Source organism: Pseudomonas sp. 7P_10.2_Bac1 (genome assembly GCF_025465935.1).
Lineage (GTDB): Bacteria > Pseudomonadota > Gammaproteobacteria > Pseudomonadales > Pseudomonadaceae > Aquipseudomonas.
The window spans coordinates 38925-56550 of sequence record NZ_JANLNV010000068.1 but is presented as its reverse complement, the minus strand read 5'-3'; the positions used below and the strand labels follow the sequence as shown (position 1 = coordinate 56550).

The 17626-nt window shown below is 57.7% G+C and carries 15 protein-coding genes; 3 read left to right on the top strand and 12 right to left on the bottom strand.

Annotated elements, in window-relative coordinates:
- Positions 1–111 precede the first annotated feature (111 nt).
- Positions 112–1551: a cardiolipin synthase gene (cls, locus tag NTD86_RS14395; RefSeq protein WP_262203177.1), complete on the top strand. Its 1440-nt coding sequence runs from the start codon at positions 112–114 to the stop codon at positions 1549–1551.
- A gap of 135 nt (positions 1552–1686) precedes the next feature.
- The gene (locus NTD86_RS14390) at positions 1687–2169 is read left to right on the top strand and encodes a hypothetical protein (RefSeq protein WP_262203176.1); all 483 of its coding nucleotides are present in this window, start codon (positions 1687–1689) and stop codon (positions 2167–2169) included.
- On the opposite strand, the gene cfaB is transcribed toward NTD86_RS14390, so the two are convergent.
- The 6 genes from cfaB to NTD86_RS14360 all read right to left on the bottom strand — a co-directional run bounded on the left by cfaB (position 2160) and on the right by NTD86_RS14360 (position 10018).
- Entirely contained in the window at positions 2160–3341 is a 1182-nt protein-coding gene (gene cfaB, locus NTD86_RS14385; protein WP_262203175.1) for a C17 cyclopropane fatty acid synthase CfaB, read from the bottom strand. The genes NTD86_RS14390 and cfaB overlap by 10 nt on opposite strands.
- A gap of 117 nt (positions 3342–3458) precedes the next feature.
- A complete protein-coding gene (locus NTD86_RS14380) occupies positions 3459–5372 on the bottom strand; it encodes a cation-translocating P-type ATPase (RefSeq protein ID WP_262203174.1) in 1914 nt (637 codons plus the stop codon).
- A complete protein-coding gene (hflK, locus tag NTD86_RS14375) occupies positions 5369–6427 on the bottom strand; it encodes a protease modulator HflK (RefSeq protein ID WP_262203173.1) in 1059 nt (352 codons plus the stop codon). The genes NTD86_RS14380 and hflK (NTD86_RS14375) overlap by 4 nt, the downstream gene beginning before the upstream one ends.
- Complete coding sequence (hflC, locus tag NTD86_RS14370) at positions 6424–7455, bottom strand: protease modulator HflC (RefSeq protein ID WP_262203172.1); 1032 nt, start codon at positions 7453–7455, stop codon at positions 6424–6426. The genes hflK (NTD86_RS14375) and hflC overlap by 4 nt, the downstream gene beginning before the upstream one ends.
- Before the next feature lie 11 nt (positions 7456–7466).
- Positions 7467–9404: a protease modulator HflK gene (hflK, locus tag NTD86_RS14365; protein WP_262203170.1), complete on the bottom strand. Its 1938-nt coding sequence runs from the start codon at positions 9402–9404 to the stop codon at positions 7467–7469.
- A gap of 140 nt (positions 9405–9544) precedes the next feature.
- Positions 9545–10018, bottom strand: coding sequence for an Lrp/AsnC family transcriptional regulator (locus tag NTD86_RS14360; protein ID WP_262203240.1), 474 nt, complete (start codon positions 10016–10018; stop codon positions 9545–9547).
- A gap of 142 nt (positions 10019–10160) precedes the next feature.
- Between NTD86_RS14360 and NTD86_RS14355 the strand changes: the two genes are divergently transcribed.
- Positions 10161–10787 (top strand): LysE family translocator, encoded by a 627-nt coding sequence (locus NTD86_RS14355; protein WP_262203169.1) that lies wholly within the window; start codon positions 10161–10163, stop codon positions 10785–10787.
- A gap of 9 nt (positions 10788–10796) precedes the next feature.
- On the opposite strand, the gene NTD86_RS14350 is transcribed toward NTD86_RS14355, so the two are convergent.
- The 6 genes from NTD86_RS14350 to NTD86_RS14325 form a co-directional block, all read right to left on the bottom strand.
- A complete protein-coding gene (locus tag NTD86_RS14350) occupies positions 10797–12131 on the bottom strand; it encodes a serine hydrolase domain-containing protein (RefSeq protein ID WP_262203168.1) in 1335 nt (444 codons plus the stop codon).
- A 159-nt stretch (positions 12132–12290) separates the two neighbouring features.
- A complete protein-coding gene (locus NTD86_RS14345) occupies positions 12291–12659 on the bottom strand; it encodes a hypothetical protein (protein WP_262203166.1) in 369 nt (122 codons plus the stop codon).
- A 75-nt stretch (positions 12660–12734) separates the two neighbouring features.
- Positions 12735–14570 carry a glutamine--fructose-6-phosphate transaminase (isomerizing) gene (gene glmS, locus NTD86_RS14340; protein ID WP_262203165.1) on the bottom strand — a complete coding sequence of 612 codons (1836 nt, stop codon included), beginning with the start codon at positions 14568–14570 and terminating at the stop codon, positions 12735–12737.
- A gap of 9 nt (positions 14571–14579) precedes the next feature.
- Positions 14580–15347 carry a DeoR/GlpR family DNA-binding transcription regulator gene (locus tag NTD86_RS14335; RefSeq protein ID WP_262203164.1) on the bottom strand — a complete coding sequence of 256 codons (768 nt, stop codon included), beginning with the start codon at positions 15345–15347 and terminating at the stop codon, positions 14580–14582.
- Between the two features lie 337 nt (positions 15348–15684).
- The gene (gene glmU, locus NTD86_RS14330) at positions 15685–17052 is read right to left on the bottom strand and encodes a bifunctional UDP-N-acetylglucosamine diphosphorylase/glucosamine-1-phosphate N-acetyltransferase GlmU (protein WP_262203163.1); all 1368 of its coding nucleotides are present in this window, start codon (positions 17050–17052) and stop codon (positions 15685–15687) included.
- A 114-nt stretch (positions 17053–17166) separates the two neighbouring features.
- On the bottom strand, positions 17167–17586 hold the full coding sequence (locus NTD86_RS14325) for a F0F1 ATP synthase subunit epsilon (protein WP_410016984.1): 420 nt from the start codon (positions 17584–17586) through the stop codon (positions 17167–17169).
- Positions 17587–17626: the final 40 nt, after the last annotated feature.

Here is a 17626-nt window from a genome sequence, read left to right as displayed (position 1 = left end):
CGCGTTAGACGTCAAATGAAAGCGGGTGTTGCACTCGAAAGCAAATAGGACATTCGCATCAGAACACGGTCTGTTGTACTCAGCGTTGGACATTGAGGAGTAAGGATACGCATGGATTTTTTAGGCCCGCACGTCATTGGTTACCTGATTCTATTGCTCCACAGCTTAGGCTTGATTGCTGCAGTGCATGCAGTGTTAACCGTCAGAACAGCTCAAGGTGCCATTGCCTGGGCCATGTCACTGTTCTTTATTCCCTATGTGACCCTTATCCCGTATTTGATTTTTGGCCGCAGTACCTTTGACGATTACATCAAGGCACGCCGCGAGGCCAATCAGGAAATGCGTGAAGCCATCACCGATCTCAACTGGCGCCCCTGGGTGGAAGAAGCCCTCGCCGCTCGCAACTCCAAAGCCTATGGCTCGTTGCGCGCCATGCCTCGGCTGGGTCGGATGCCGTGCCTGGCGAATAACAGCGTGCGCTTGCTAATCAATGGCACGGCCACTTTTGACGCGATCTTCAAAGCCATTCGCGCGGCCGAAAAGGTGGTGCTGGTTCAGTTTTTCATCATCCACGACGACGACTTGGGCAAGAAGCTGCACGCATTACTCCTGGAAAAAGCAGCTCAAGGGGTGGCGGTCTATGTGCTGTACGACAGCATTGGCAGCCACGCCCTGCCTCATAGCTACGGTGAAACACTGCGCGCTGGCGGCGTGCAAACCTACGCGTTTGCCACCCGAGGAAGCTGGATCAGCCGCTTCCAGATCAACTTCCGCAATCACCGCAAAGTCGTGGTCGTGGATGGAGTACTGGGCTTTGTCGGCGGACACAACGTGGGCGATGAATACTTGGGCGCCAAGCCGCCGCTCTCTCCATGGCGTGATACACACGTCGAAGTCACTGGCCCCGTGGTCGCGTGTTTGCAGGAGTCGTTCGCGGAAGACTGGTTCTGGGCATCGCGACAATTGCCGCCGTTGATCCTGCCCAAAAGCTATCCCGAAAGTGGCGTGCTCTGCCAGTTCATGGCCAGCGGCCCGGCTGATCCGTACGAGACATGCTCGCTGTTTTTTGTCGAAGCCATCCACGCGGCCAATGAGCGGGTGTGGATAACCAGCCCTTACTTTGTGCCCGATGAAGCGGTGTTCTCGGCCTTGCGTCTCGCAGTGCTGCGCGGCGTGGATGTACGCATCCTGATCCCATCTCGCCCCGATCATAAAATTGTCTTCGCCGCCTCCAGCCTGTACGCCTTTGAAGCGGTCCGCGCAGGCGTGCGGATCTTCCGTTACCAGCCCGGTTTTATTCACCAGAAAGCGGTGCTGGTCGACAACGAAATCAGCGCCATTGGCAGCGCCAACATGGACAACCGTTCGTTCCGTCTCAACTTCGAAGTGATGCTGTTGACGGTCGATGAAGCCTTCGCGACCGAGGTGGAACACATGCTGCTGGATGACTTTGCGCTGGGTCGTGAAATCACCAGTGAAGACATCAAATCGACACACCGCTTACAGCAACTGGGCATGCGGGTGGCGCGTCTTGTTTCACCCGTTTTATAAGCACGTGTAGGACATCTCTGCGTCGGTTATCAGCCATGCCTGAAAAGCTCTCAACGCAGAGATATTAGAGATAACCCTCCTTAAGCTGAGTGGCTCGGTGCAATGCCGAGCGACTCACTCTAAGGATCGACACCAATGAAATTTTCGCTGATGGGTATTCTGTTTAGCATCACTTCACCGGCCTTGGCCGATACCGCCCCACCTCCCGCCCAACCGTCCATTACCGTTGAGTTTGGAAAGCCAACGTATATTCATCGTTTGCACTACAAGAAGATGTACAGCGAGAAACCTTTTGAAGAAGCCATCCTTTATTACTACGACAATGGCTTGTACAAAATCATTTCCCCGGGGGAGAACCACTACGGCGCATATGTGGTTGAAGGGGACTTCACCGATGAGGAATACAAGATCAGCTACATCTCCTTACCATCCGTTGATTGGGGTGGGAACGTAGCTCGCCATGATCTTGTGTTTAAGAAGAGTGGGCTGACCTTCGAACAGAAAGCCCTGGCACAGGTTGATCAACACATCCCATTGCAACATGGGCTTTATCGCCAGGAAAAAAACCCTGAAGAAAGCCCAGTTGCAATCACCTGGGAATCACACGCTCAGCGATAAATATCCGCGCGTGTCGGTGGCAGCTCAATCGAGCCATCGGCATGCGGTTTGGTTGCCAGGATTTGATCGATGTTGATCCAGCCATGGGCAAACGCGTAGGCACAACCTGCCAGGTACAGACGCCAGATGCGCAAGGTTTTCTCTGGCACCATTTTCGCTGCGGCTTCCAGATTGTTTTCCAGACGCTGACTCCAATGCTCCAGCGTGCGCGCGTAATGCAGACGCAAGCTTTCGACATCGACCACTTCCAGCCCAGCTTCGCTGATCTCGGCGGTAATCATTGAAAGGTGTGGCAGCTCTCCGTTCGGGAACACATAACGGTCGATAAAATCACCAGCACCCCGCCCCACTGGACGGCCATCGGTGTGCTTGGCGGTAATGCCGTGGTTCATCACCAGGCCGCCTTCACGCACCGCTTTGGAGAGGATGTTGCAATACTCGCTGAGGTTGGCGTGGCCCACGTGTTCAAACATGCCCACGCTGACGATTTTGTCGAAACGACCGTCTTGTGGCAGATCACGGTAGTCGAGCAACTGCAGGTCAACCTTGTCTTGCAGACCTTCGGCTTTGACGCGCTCACGGCCCAACGCCAGCTGTTCTTTACTCAGGGTAATACCAAAGACTTTGACCCCGTACTCACGTGCAGCAAAACGCGCCAGCCCGCCCCAGCCGCAGCCTACGTCCAGCAGGTACTCACCCGGCTTGAGGCGCAGCTTGCGGCACAGGAGTCGGAATTTGGCTTGCTGGGCTTCATCAAGGGTTGCATCGTCGGTCTCGAAATAGCCACAGGAATAGGCCATGTCGCGGTCGAGCCACAGTTGATAAAACTCGTTGGAGAGGTCGTAGTGATAAGAAATCGAAGCAGCGTCGATTTCTTTGTCATGGTGAATGCGCGTAGGACGAGTGTCCTCATCTTCTACCAGCGCCTGACTCAACTCATCACACACACGAATCACTTCGTTGACGGAACCTTCAAGTTCGAGTTTTCCTTCAACAAAAGCGCTACCCAGAAGGTCAAGGCTGGGGTGGGTAAAGTCGGCAACAAGTTGCGGGTCCTTGACCACAATGGTGACGCTGGGCTCTGGCCCTAGATCGAATTGGTTCCCATCCCAAAGCTTAAGGCGTAATGGAAGATGAAGTTTCTGTAAAGCCGGTGGCAGTTGCGCGAGCATCAGTAAGTCCTCCTTCAATTCAGACATCGAAACTATAGGGTAGTCGATTAACAGAAACTGTCAGCTCAGTGAGCTGACAGCCTGAAGCCAGAGCTTGCGTGATGCGTTTTCAGACAGTTACTGCGGCGTTTCTGACGCCACCAACGGCTCATGAAAACGAAGCAAACGTCCAGCATTCCCCAACACCAATAACGTACTCAAGTTGTGCAGCAGCGCCGCGATCATGGCGCCCGCAGCGCCTAACCAACCAAACGCAGCAGCGGCCACAATCGCCAGTGTCCATCCCAATCCGATAATCACATTGACCTGCAAGGTCTGGCGGCATTCGCGGCTCAGTCGCACGCACGTCCCCAGGCGCCGCAAATCACTGCCGATCAAAACGATGTCGGACGAGGCCAAGGCAATGTCCGCCCCGCCCGCTCCCATCGCAACACCGACCACACCGGCTTTGAGCGCGAGCGAATCATTGATCCCGTCGCCCACCACCATCGGCCTGAAGCCACTGTCGATTTCGCTCAGTACACGCTTCAATTTGTCTTCAGGCAAGGCCTGGGCCTGAACCTCGCTGATGCCCACCGCCTGAGCCAAATGTTCGGCCACGCTTTGACGGTCTCCCGTCAACAACACCTGACGCCCCAAACCCAGGTCGCGTAGTTCACGCAATGCCTGATGGGCTTCTGGCTTGACGCTGTCTGCCAACAATAACCAGCCGAGGAATTTCCCGTCCAATGAAAGTCCTGCAATAGGACCATCATGTTCCGGCACCGGGGTCGAGGTAATAGTCAATTGGTCGAATAACTCGGGACGTCCCAGTGCCGCTTCGCCCCGTTCAGTGCTGGCCACCACACCCAAGCCTTGACGCTCGCGCACGTCACTCAGCGTTAATAGATGTTGATGAGTCACCAGCCCAGCCAGCGCCCGACTTACCGGGTGGCTGCTGGCCGCCCCCAAGCTGGCGGCCAGTTGCAGTAACGGTGAATGATCCGTGAGCGGTGTATCGATGCCTTGAAGACGCAGCGTGCCGTAAGTCAGGGTCCCGGTTTTATCCACAACCAAGGACGTCAAATCGGCCAGTTCTTCAAGGAACGCCGAGCTTCGAATCAAGATCCCGTGACGCGCCGCCACGGCAATCCCGGCAATAGCTGTAGCCGGTGCCGACAACACCAGCGCACACGGGCACGCAGCCACTAACACGGCGAGCATGGCTTGGGCATCGTTGGTGATAAACCAGGTCACGGCGGCGATCATCAACACCAGCACCATGTAGCCGCCCGCGTAGCGTTCGAGCAAACGGGTAATGGGCGGCTTGGCGCGCTCGGCGTTTTGCATCAAGGCGATGACTTTGCCCAGCGTCGACTCCTCGCCGGTACGCGTCACCTCAACCCGTAACAAACCATCCAGGTTGATCGCTCCACCATAAATGGGCATGCCCACGCTGACTTCCAGTGGCACCGACTCGCCGGTGATGGAGGCGGTGTCGAGACTGGCCTGACCCGACAACACCACACCGTCGGCAGGCACCCGATCCCCAGCGCGGACCTCAACCTGATCGCCGGTCTTGAGTGTGCCGTTATCCACGTCCAGCAAACGACCGTCAGCCTGAAACAATCGCGCCTGGCTGCGGGTCAGTTTGCCAAGCGCATGAATGGCCTCCTGCGAGCCAATCACGCTGCGCTCTTCAAGTACGTGGCCGAAGATCATGATGATCGGCAGCAGTGCCGCGGTCAGCAAATCGCCGGTGGCCCAAGCCCCCAACATCGCCAGGGCAATCAGTTGATCGGTGATGCCGTGCAGGCTCGGGTAGCGCAGGCTGTACCACGCCGAGCGCATGACCGGCACCGCCACCAGCAACGAAGCAAAGCCCAGTAACAACTGACTGGTGCCCACTTGCAGCGGCATGAACCAGCGCCACACCAGCCCCAGGGCCAACAACCCCAGCGCCAGCATCGCCAGCGTCAATTGGCGAGCCGCGCTGCGTTGCTCGGCGCTGCTCAGCATGCTGACGGCGGGTTGCGTTGCAGACGTACTCATTGTTCGGCTCCCTGAATAATCAGACGGGAATCATCTTTAGGATCAACGGTGGTAACAGAGCCCGCCTGACCGAGAATTTTCGGCACACGCTCGCGGTACAAACGCAGCAGCAAACCGGGGTCATTACCGGCCTGTTGCACCTTGGCCAAATTGACGATGGCGGCCGTGTCCGATTGCGCCAGGGCTAATCGTTCGCTGGCTTGGGCATGGGCTTGCTCAACCGTGCGATCGGCTTCCTGGGTGGCGTTTTGGGTAGTTTTAGCGGCATCGTTGCGCGCGTTGGCCACGGCTTTATCGGCTTGCTGACTTGCTGTCAGTACCGCGTTAAACGCGTTGACGGCCGGGCCGGGCAAACTCGATTGCACATCGACCCGTACCACCTCCAAACCAATGCCCTGCCCCGTTGCCGTCAGCGCCGCCAATTGCTGATTGATGCCTTGCACCAAATCACCGCGCAAACGCTCACGACGTTCAGCCGACTGTTTATCGCTGCCGATCAGTTCAGGGCGTGCCACCAGAATGGTGTCCAGATCCCGGGCCGCGGTCAGCGCCACTGCGCTGCGCGTGACCACACGGTCCAGTGCAGGCAAAACATGCTCGCCTTGCAGCACATAGGCATAAGGGTCGATGACGTTGTAAAACACCCGGACATCCAGTTGCACGACACCTGCATCACCGGTCAGCAAATACCCGGAGCCGGCCAGGGCATCGTTGATAGGCGTGGCAAAGGTGGCGACGCGATCCGCCTGCAGGGCGCTGTCCGAACGCAGCAGGTTTTCTATCCGGCGTTCACTCACGCGGTCGGCCGCGGGCACGATCACCACTTGCTCAAAAGGGCGCGGCCAGGCCAGCAGCAACCCGGCATTCTGAATGCGGTCCAGCGCCCCGAAGCGCAGCACCACCGCGCGGTTCTGCGGATCGATCTGCCGCACATTGGACACACCCCACGCCACAGCGGCGAATACCGTCACGGCATACAGTCCCAAAAAAGCTAATCGCCCGGCTTGTTGCCATGGGCTGCTGACACGTGGCGTGTCATCTGAAGTACGACTCATGGACGCGCCCCGGCCTTGTTGTCCATTGACGGCGGGCCGTCGACCAGTACCCGGAATGGCGCCGCATCGGTGCGCAAAATCACTTTGGTACCGGGGTTAACCATAGTCCCCAGGGTGTCGAGCGAGCGCAGCATGTTGTACAGCTCTGGGGAACTGGCGTAGGCCTGCCCATAGATCTTCGCCGCCTCGACTCGCGACTGCGCTTCGATGTCGGCCGCTTTTACGCTGGCATCAGCTTGCAGAATGCGCGCATCACGCTCGGCCGCCGAGCGGATTTGCGCCGCTTCGCGCTTGCCCACCGCCGTGCGTTCCGTAGCGATGGTTTCGCGCTCGGCGCGCATGCGGTCGACCGTCGCCGTGAGCGTCACCGACGGCAATGTCAGCCGCTCTACCCCCACTTGCAGCACACGCACGCCATAGGTGCTGAGCAATTGCTGTTCGATTTGTTGGCGCAGTTGCGCTTCAAAGTCAGCGATTTTGACTTGGCTGGCATCGGTGTTCACCAGGCTTGAGAGGTCAAAGCTGGCGGCGGTGGTTTCCAGTGCGGAGCCTACGAAGGTACGAATCTGCCGAGCTGCTTCATCGGGCTGGTTCTGCACCGCGCGCATAAAACGCTGCACGTTTTCGGGGTCGCCCTGCACCTGCCAGGCCACGTAGGCCTGCACGATGATGCGCAGACCGTCGCGGGTGCCTACGTCTTGCAGACCACTGGAGGTGGTGCGCAAACGCAGGTCTACCGGCACGCTGACTTCAAAAGGCGCAGGCCAGCGCCAGCTCAATCCAGGCTCCAGCAACACCCGCGCCGGGTTACCGAAACGGGTGATAACGGTGGCTTCGCCAGATCGCACCTGGACCAGGCTGGCGGCTGCAACAGCAAATAAAACTAGCAAGGCGGCCCAGCCCATGCGCCGCCATGGGAACGGGCCGGATTCATGTTCGTCACCATGATGGTGGTGATGATGATGGCCGTGATGCCCGTGGCCGTGGTGATGGCCGCCGTGCGCGTGATGATCGTGTGAGTGGCTCAAAACAAAGCTCCTTACTGAACAGCTTTACGCGGCGCGACTGGATCGGCCGGCAGCGTGAAAGAACGCAGATCGAGGGTCGGCGCGTTGCCGTTACCCCCAAGGCGGTGGTCGAGAATCAAAAGTTTGGCGTTGTTCATGCCTTGGCTGAGCTGGCTCAAGTACTGCTCAAGGACAAAGGCGTGACCAGCCTCGCGGTAGGCTTTTTGTTCGGCGCCAAAGCGCAGGTCTGAGGTCTGTGCCGTCGCGTTCACTTCACGCGCAGAGGCGTTGGCCTGATCCAGCGCCATGCTGGCTTGCAACTGTGCGACGTTGGCCTGTTCGCTGGCCGCTCCGCGCTCACGGGCAATCAATGCCTGGGCGCTGATTTGTGCAGCCTGCACGGCGTGATACGCGTTGGCCGCACCGGCGGGCGGGTGAATAGCCTCGACCACCGTAGCCAGAATTTCGACACCGCTGCCGAGCGAGTCCAGATCTGCCTGCACGGCCCGGCCAATGTCAGCGGCCAACTCGGTACGTTGTTCGCCGAGCAAATCATCGAGAGTGCGTGACGCAAAATCGTGCACCAGGATGCGGCTCGCAGTACTGCGAATCAGCGTCGGCACATCGGCACTGTGGTATGTCGCGGCAATGGCGGCTTGATCGCTCAAACCAATGCGGTACACAAAACGTACGTCCATGTTCACGATCTGAAAGCCCTGTTTGTCACCGCCACCGCTGGCAATGACCTGGGATTTGTCGTTCACATGCGTTGCGTCCCACAGGCGGTTGGCGCTCAACGGCGGCAGCCCATCAGCAGATGCCAGCACGGGATCCGCCGCCGACTCCGTGCTGGTCGCCAGCTCATGCACCACGCCGTTTTCAACCATCAACACGCGGCCTAATGGCCAAGGCAGCCCCGCGTGCAAACCGGGCCCGAACACCTCAACCGGCTTGCCAAAACGTTCGTAAATGCCGCGCCCTTGCAGCGGGATTTCATTTACACCGCTGAGTATCCAACCCACTGCGACGATGACCGCCAGCACCGGGAGGAATGCTTTGCGCATGTAGCTGAACGCCCAGATTTGCCGCAGGTCGATGCCAAACCGGTTATGCAATTCGTGCTGCAGCGCCAACAGCGGTTGGGGTGGCCAGCGCAGCATCCCGGCAATAAAACTCTGCGCGATCATGCGTGGTTCGAGCCTGTCACGCCGTGGGCTGAAGACAGCTGCCACAGCCCGCAGAATCAACTCAACCGCCACCGCCGCCGGCAGCACGCCCAGCAACACGCCGAGTCGGACCGGCCACTCGGCGCCTTCACTGCTAAAAAGCAGGCATAACGCACTGAGTATAAAGGTGATGATCGGCACACGTACCAGCGGTGCCAGCAACCGGGCTTCAGGCCACCGCGCTTCGGGTTGCTGCGCCAGATAGCGCTCAAACACCAACAGCACAAACGCCAGCAACACCGCTAAACCAGCAGCAATGGACCCCCATGTGCCTAATTCGGCCCCAGTCAGGGCCAGGTCCCAATTACGTTGTACACACCACACGGCCAGGCCACCGACGCCCGCCAGCCAAAACACCGGCGCACCGATACTGGCCAGAAGCCGATACGAGCCCTGGCTCAGGCGTTGGCAAAATCGCTCGTACGCGCTGAGCGGCTCGGTTGGCTGTTCTTCTGTGACTTCGGGGATAGGATCGAGCGCTGTTTTACGCCAGTGAGCGACCCAAAACGCTGATTGCGCCCCGGCCGCCAGCACCAGTAACGCGGCGACGTTGTTATTGAGCAGTGCTGGCCACAAGGAGTTAGCAGCAAACAAACCAATAAAAAAGCCGACAGTCCACAGCATGATCGCCAGGGCGGCCAGTACAACGCCTAACTGAAAAAGCTGACGTGCCTGGACGGCTGCGCTTTGAAATCGAGATAACGACTCAAGGCCACCCTCCTCGGCATCTAAATCGACACGCATGGAAGCTCCACTATTTGATATATATAGTTACGATATAACAAACAATGTGAAACTTCTGCGGGCGGGCGACGATCTTCATCTTGGCGCGTGCGAGCGTTAAACACGCGCAACAACGCCAGTTCAGCGTCTATTTTTTGAAGTTAGACCGGCAAATGATTAAGCGGCAAAACCGTAGGTGTCTTAACCGTCTGGATCGCAAAATTGCTGCGTATATCGCTGACACCCGGCAGTTTGAGCAACACGCCCGTCAAGAAGCGTTCATAGCCGCGTAAATCAGGCACCACTACCTGTAGCAAGAAATCCGATTCGCCCGATACCAGAAACGCCGAAATCACTTCGGGCAATGCCGTGACGGCGACGCGAAAGGCCTCGGCCTCATCTTCGTGATGGCGCTCAACTTTGATCCCGACAAACACGGTCAAACCCAACCCCACTTCATCGCGGTCCAGGTTGGCCTGATAGCCGCGGATCACACCCGCCTCTTCCAGCAACCGAACCCGGCGCAAACATGGGGATGGCGAGAGACCAATTTCATTGGCCAACTCCACATTGCTGAGGCGTCCATCTCGCTGTAGCGCATCGAGAATACGGCGGTCAAAAGCATCCAGTTTTATTGTTGGCATATTCAAATTCTTTATCAGCCCAAATAAGCGGTTTATGCCAAGACTAGCCCTTTTTGCAGCTGAATACGCAACCACCTGCTGGGGCTTTCCCCCCTAGAATCGTGGCTCTGTGTTGCTATCAAGGTGGGTTGCCATGTGGATGTTTCTGATTGCATTGGCTGTGATTTATGTAATGCCTGGGCCGGACATGATCTTGCTGCTGCAAACCGGCGCCCGGCATGGACGCGCCTTGGCCCTGAGCACCGCGCTGGGTTTGGGCATTGCCCGCGCCTGCCATGTTTTTTTGGCCGCCGTGGGTTTGGCCGCACTGTTCAAAACAGCGCCCTGGACCTTTGATGGTGTGCGCTTGATCGGTGCCGCCTACTTGGTGTGGTTGGGCGTAAGAATGTTAAAACCCGGCACGCTGACCCAACTGACGCTCGCCCCCGGCGCGCTGAAAGAACCGCAACTGACTTGGGGCGGCGCACTGCAACGTGGGTTGCTGACCAACCTGCTCAACCCCAAGGCGCTCCTGTTTTGCTCGGTGCTGCTGCCGCAATTTATCAACAACCAGGCCGGTAGCGTCAGCGCACAGTTCTTGGGCTTGGGCGTAATACTGGTGATCGTGGGCCTGGTGTTTGACAGCCTCTACGCCATGGCCGGCGCTTCACTGGGCCAGTGGCTCAACAGCAGCCCGCGGGCACAACGTGTCCAGCAGTGGTTGTTTGGCAGCCTGCTGATTGGTTTTGCCTTGCGCCTGGCGTTTGTTCAACAGGCCTGAGCCAGTGACTTACTCGGGGTGCGCAATCAACTGCTTGGCCAAAGCCTCAAATGCTGGGATGGTCACCGGGTCGTTTGCCGAATTGCTGGCAATCGGGTTGGATGCATAACGCACGATTACCATCTCGGCCTTGGGGTCGATATAGGTACGCTGGCCATACACGCCCCGCGCCATAAAGGCGCCATCGGCGTTGTGCGTCACCCACCACATATCGCGATAACTGCCACCTTTGAGCAGGTCATATCCAGCCTTGGCAAACGCAGCTTTATCGCCACCCGCGCGAATATCATCCACCACGGTCTTGGGTACGATTTGCTCGCCCAGGTACTGACCGTTATTGCGGATCATCTCGCCAAACCGCGCCATATCACGCAGCCCGGTATTCAACCCGCCACCGGCAAACGGTGTACCGATGGAGTCCACGGAGAAGTACGCATCCTGCTCAGCGCCCAGGCGCTGCCAGATTTTTTCCGACAACAGTTGCGCCACATTCTTCCCGGTGACCCGTGCAATCACCCAGCCCAGCACATCGGTGTTCACCGTTTTATAGGCGAAGGCTTTACCGTGTTCCCCCTCGGGCTCAACGGTCTGCAAGTACTCCATGTAACTTTGCGGCCCGGTGTAGTCCTTGGGTTTAGGCAAAGGGTTACCCGCCTGCGCGTGCTTCCACACTTCAGCGTTAGGGTCGGCATAGTCTTCGCTGTATTTAAGCCCGGTGGTCATGTCCAGCACCTGGCGCAATGTGGCGTTGCCAAAGGCTGACGTGGCCAGCTCTGGCACGTAATCCGCGATTTTTTTATTGGCATCCAGCGTGCCATCGGCCACCAGCATGGCGCCCATGGTGCCCACTACAGATTTAGTCATCGACATCGCACCGTGCTGGCCTTCGGGGCTCAACACGCCGAAATAACGCTCATAGACAATTTTGCCGCGGTGCAGCACCACAATGCCGTCGGTGTAATTGGCCGCCAGCGATTGCTCCCAGGTCATCGTTTTTTGTGCGCCGAGGGGCGTAAACGTCAGTGCATCTATATCGCTGCGCAACGCCCGCGCCAAAGGAACGGGAGCACCCAGCCCACGAGACACATTGGTGGTCGGCATCAGTTGGCGGAAATTGGAAACACTCCAGCGCATGGCCGGAAACTTGAAATAACTGCCATCGGCAAACCGCACAATCCGGTCAGGCGGTGGTGGCGAGCCAACCATCCAGCCCAGCGTCTTGGGGTCACTGGCGGCCGCATCGGGGTAAGTTATTTTATCGCCAGCACAGGCGATGGACGCTGCCAGGCAAGACAGCCAAAAAACCGCGCTGATGCGGGCGGGTTTAAACAAATGCTCAAGCATACAAACGCCTCACAAAAAGGAACGAGACTCGGCCAAGCGCTAAGTTGACTGTCTCATTACCAACCCATAGCCGCGTACTACCCTGCGGTATGAGAGGTTAGCTTGTATACCCGGGCGTGTTTTTATGGGGTTGAGCGGTGCCCGGTGGACGCGCCGATTTCAAGCATCGGCAACTTCAACGTAGCTCGACTCCCCGCCTCCGGTCGCGCCAGACAACCAGCCCCAGATAAAACTCAACGTGGTGCGCCCACTCTCATCAACGCCCACCGTGCCCCGCGACCAACCGGCCAGCAACTCGCCGTCTGCGGTCAGGCATTGGTACAACAACTCGATAGTGTCGTGGCCGGTGGCGCGGCCGACCAAATGCCCCGTGCGGATATGCCCGCCTTGGTAAGTCCCGGTGATCGCATTGCCATCGACGTGGTAGTGAAACACCGTGCTGGCGTCGGAGAGACCGCTGGCGTTACTCGCCACGGCAAACCGGCGATTGTTCATGCGTTGGCTGATGTTATGGAAAGTACAGTCCATCGGTTTTATAGCTCCTGAAAGCATTCGACCCGCACAGGGCGGGTCGAATGCTTTTACTGAATATCGCGCTGCGCTTTATTCAACGGTCACGGATTTAGCCAAGTTACGCGGCTGGTCGACGTCGGTGCCTTTGAGCACGGCGACGTAGTAAGACAGCAGTTGCAGCGGGATGGTGTAGAGGATCGGCGCCAGCACGTCGTGGATGTGCGGCATGTTGATCACGTGGGTGCCTTCGCCGTTGCTCATGCCGGCTTGTTCGTCTGCAAACACGATCAACTCACCACCACGGGCGCGAACTTCTTGCAGGTTGGATTTCAGTTTCTCCAACAGTTCATTGTTCGGTGCAACGGTCACCACTGGCATGTCGTTATCCACAAGGGCCAACGGGCCGTGCTTCAATTCGCCAGCCGGGTACGCCTCAGCGTGGATGTACGAAATTTCTTTGAGCTTGAGCGATCCTTCCATGGCTACCGGGTACTGAGCACCACGGCCCAGGAACAAAGTGTGGTGTTTGTCGGCGAACAACTCGGCCACTTTTTCCACGGTAGCGTCCATTGCCAGCGCTTCACCCAAGCGGGTCGGCAGGCGGCGCAGTTCTTCAACCAACTGTGCTTCAACACCGGCTTCGAGGGTGCCGCGCACTTGGCCCAGGGACAAGGTGAGCAACAACAGGCCAACCAATTGTGTGGTGAAGGCTTTGGTGGAGGCCACGCCAATTTCACGGCCGGCTTGGGTCAGCAGGGTCAGGTCAGACTCGCGGACCAGCGAACTGATGCCGACGTTGCAAATCGCCAGGCTGCCGAGGAAGCCCAGTTCTTTGGCATTGCGCAGCGCGGCCAGGGTGTCAGCGGTTTCGCCCGATTGGGAGATCGAAACGAACAAGGTGTCTGGCTGCACCACGACTTTGCGATAGCGGAACTCGCTCGCCACTTCAACCTGGCACGGGATGCCGGCCAGGCTTTCAAGCCAGTAACGGGCAACCATACCGGCGTGGTAGCTGGTACCGCAGGCCACGATCTGAACGTTGCGCACTTTGGCGAACAGTTCTTTGGCGTTTTGACCAAATGCTTGAACCAGAACGTGGTCCTGACCCAGACGGTTTTCCAGGGTGCGCTGGACAACACTTGGCTGCTCGTGAATTTCTTTGAGCATGTAGTGACGGAACTCGCCTTTGTCGGCAGCTTCGGCACCGTCGCGGTATTGCACGGTTTCGCGCTGAACGGTCTGACCGTCCACATCCCAGATTTGCACGCTGTCACGGCGGATTTCAGCGATGTCGCCTTCTTCCAGGTACATGAAGCGGTCAGTGACCTGGCGCAGGGCCAATTGGTCGGACGCGAGGAAGTTTTCCCCAAGGCCCAGACCAATCACCAACGGGCTACCACTGCGGGCAGCAACCAGACGATCAGGTTGTTTGGCGCTGATAACGGCCAGGCCGTAAGCACCGTGCAGTTCTTTGACCGTGACCTTGAGGGCTTCGGTCAGGTCGCTTTGTTCTTTGAGTTTGTGATGCAGCAGGTGGGCGATGACTTCGGTGTCGGTGTCCGAAGTAAATACGTAACCCAGGCCTTTGAGTTGTTCGCGCAGGGCTTCGTGGTTCTCGATAATGCCGTTGTGTACAACGGCCAGATCCGAGCCCGAAAAATGCGGGTGCGCATTGCGCTCGCATGGCGCACCGTGGGTGGCCCAACGGGTGTGGGCGATGCCCAGGCGACCAACCAGCGGTTCGCCGGCCAGCGCTTGTTCCAGCTCAGATACTTTACCGTTACGACGCGTGCGCTCCAGCGCACCGTTATTGGTAAACACAGCGACACCGGCGCTATCATAGCCACGGTATTCAAGACGCTTCAGGCCTTCGAGCAGAATGGCCGTGATATTACGTTCGGCGACTGCGCCAACGATTCCACACATAAATTTCTCCTAATCGAGGGCGGCGCATAACAACGTTATGCCCCGGGCCTGAATCTGTTCGCGCGCCTCGGCGGGCAGGCGATCATCTGTAATAAGGGTATGGACGCTGCTCCAGGGCAGTTCCAGGTTGGGTATTTTGCGGCCGATCTTGTCGGACTCGACCATCACAATCACTTCACGCGCGACATCGGCCATGACCCGGCTCAGCCCCAACAACTCATTGAACGTTGTCGTGCCACGCTGCAGGTCGATCCCGTCAGCACCGATGAACAATTGGTCGAAGTCGTAAGAGCGCAATACCTGCTCCGCCACCTGTCCCTGAAAGGACTCGGAGTGCGGATCCCACGTGCCACCTGTCATCAACAGGACGGGTTCGTGCTCAAGTTCACTGAGCGCGTTGGCTACGTGCAAGGAGTTAGTCATCACCACCAGGCCCGGTTGCAGGCCCAATTGCGGAATCATCGAAGCTGTAGTGCTGCCGCTGTCGATGATGATCCGCGCATGTTCTTTAATCAGGCCAACTGCCGCGCGGGCAATGGCTTGCTTATAAAGAGAGGCCGGCTGAGGGACGTCACTCACCAGTTCTTGCGGCATAGTGATAGCACCGCCATAACGACGCAGTAACAGGCCATTACTTTCAAGTGCCGCCAGATCTTTGCGAATCGTGACCTCGGAAGTTTCGAAGCGTTTGGCCAATTCATCTACGCTGACTTCGCCCTGCTCGGTGAGCAAGGCCATGATGTTGTGTCTGCGTTGGGGCGTGTTGCGCTTGGACATGCTGGCTCTAAGTTTCGGTTCGAAAGAAAACGAAAGCAATGAAACCTGATCTCGAAATGCTCGTCAAGAAATTGTTGCAGATTATTTTGTGAATAACTCACTTTCGTCCCCAGCGGCCGGGGGTTTGGCGGGCAACAAATGGCAGATAAAACAAAGCCTTATCCACAGGCGATGGATAAGGCTTTGTGTAACTCATTGATTTAAAACAGTTATACGATGACTTAAATGTGTAACAAAACACCTTTCACAGCTGTGGATAACTGCTCCCCCGAAGGCTGCGATCTTTCGATGGGGCAAAAGATCGCGAGGCAAGTTGGCTCCTACAGAGAACGTAAACTTACGGCTTGGGTTGCTTCACCGGGCGTTTCCAACCGTCGATGTTGCGTTGGCGCGCACGACCCACGGCCAGTTGTTCGGCCCCCACGGCTTGGTTGATGGTTGAACCGGCCGCAGTGGTGGCGCCATCAGAGATATCCACAGGTGCGACCAAGGAATTGTTGGAACCGATAAATACGTCAGCCCCCAACACGGTTTTCCACTTGTTGGCGCCATCGTAGTTACAGGTGATGGTGCCCGCCCCGATGTTGGTGCGCGGGCCGACTTCGGCGTCGCCCAAATAGGTCAGATGACCACACTTGGCTTCTTCGCCCAGATGGGCATTTTTCAATTCTACAAAGTTACCCACATGGGCGCGGGCATCGAGCACACTGCCCGGACGCAAGCGCGCGAATGGGCCAGCGTCGCTGCCCTCACCCAGCACTGCGCCATCCAGATGACTGTTGGCTTTGACCACCGCGCCTTTGCGCAAGGTGCTGTCTTTGATCACACAGTTGGGGCCGATCACCACGTTATCTTCGATGACGACGCGACCTTCAAGAATCACGTTGATGTCGATCAGCACGTCGCGACCGACAGTTACTTCACCGCGCACGTCGAAACGGGCCGGGTCACGCAAGGTCACACCCAGCGCCATCAATCGACGACCTTCACGCAACTGGTAATGACGCTCCAGTTCGCTGAGCTGTTTACGGTCATTGGCGCCCTGCACTTCCATCGGGTCGTGGGCGTGCTCGGTGGCAACGAGCAAACCATCATTCACGGCCATGGCGATCACGTCTGTCAGGTAATACTCGCCTTGAGCGTTGTTGTTCGACAGGCGGCTCATCCAGTCAGAGAGACGCGCACTCGGCAAGGCCAGAATGCCAGTATTGCCTTCGGTGATAGCGCGTTGCTCATCGGTTGCATCTTTATGCTCAACGATGGCGCTGACCTTGCCCGCAGCATCACGCACGATTCGGCCATAACCGGTCGGGTCAGCCAGGTTAACGGTCAGCAGTCCCAGTTGCTCCGGGCCCACTTGCTTGAGCAGGCGCTGCAACGTTTCGACTTCGATCAACGGCACATCGCCGTACAACACCAATACGTTTTCTGCCGTCAAAAATGGCAGGGCCTGAGCCACGGCGTGGCCGGTACCCAGCTGTTTGTCCTGCAGGACAAAATTCAGATCGTCCGCTGCCAGACGCTCACGGACCAACTCGGCACCGTGACCGATAACTACATGAATGCCGTTTGGCTTGAGCTGGCGCGCGGTGTGGATAACATGCCCGAGCATGGAGTTGCCGGCCACGGGATGAAGAACTTTGGGCAGGGACGAACGCATGCGAGTGCCCTGGCCTGCAGCGAGAATAACGATATCGAGAGACATGACTGGCTACCAATCCTGGGTGGTCAGCGGATGCGACCAAAAAGTAGTTCGCGGAAAAGAAAAAAGGGTAGCCGAGGCTACCCTTTTTAATCAATCACACAATCAGCAAGCGGCTTAGCCGCCGAACTTCTTGCGGATTTGCTGGACGGTGCGCAGCTGAGCTGCGGCCTCGGCCAGACGAGAAGCAGCAGATCCGTAATCGAAATCTGCGCCTTTTTCGTTCAGGGCCTTCTCGGCAGCCTTGACGGCTTCCTGAGCGGAGGCTTCATCCAGGTCGGCAGCACGTTGCACAGTGTCGGCAAGAACCTTGACCATGTTCGGCTGAACCTCGAGGAAACCACCCGAGATGTAAAACACCTCGGCTTCGCCACCCTGTTTGATCAGGCGGATCGGACCTGGGTTCAGACTAGTGATCAGCGGAGCGTGGCCCAGAGCGATACCAAGATCACCCAGTGCACCGTGCGCAATCACCATCTCAACCAGACCGGAAAAGATTTCTCCTTCCGCGCTGACGATATCGCAATGGACTGTCATATTAGCCATCTGATTGCCTCAACCTGATTAGCGCCCGTTT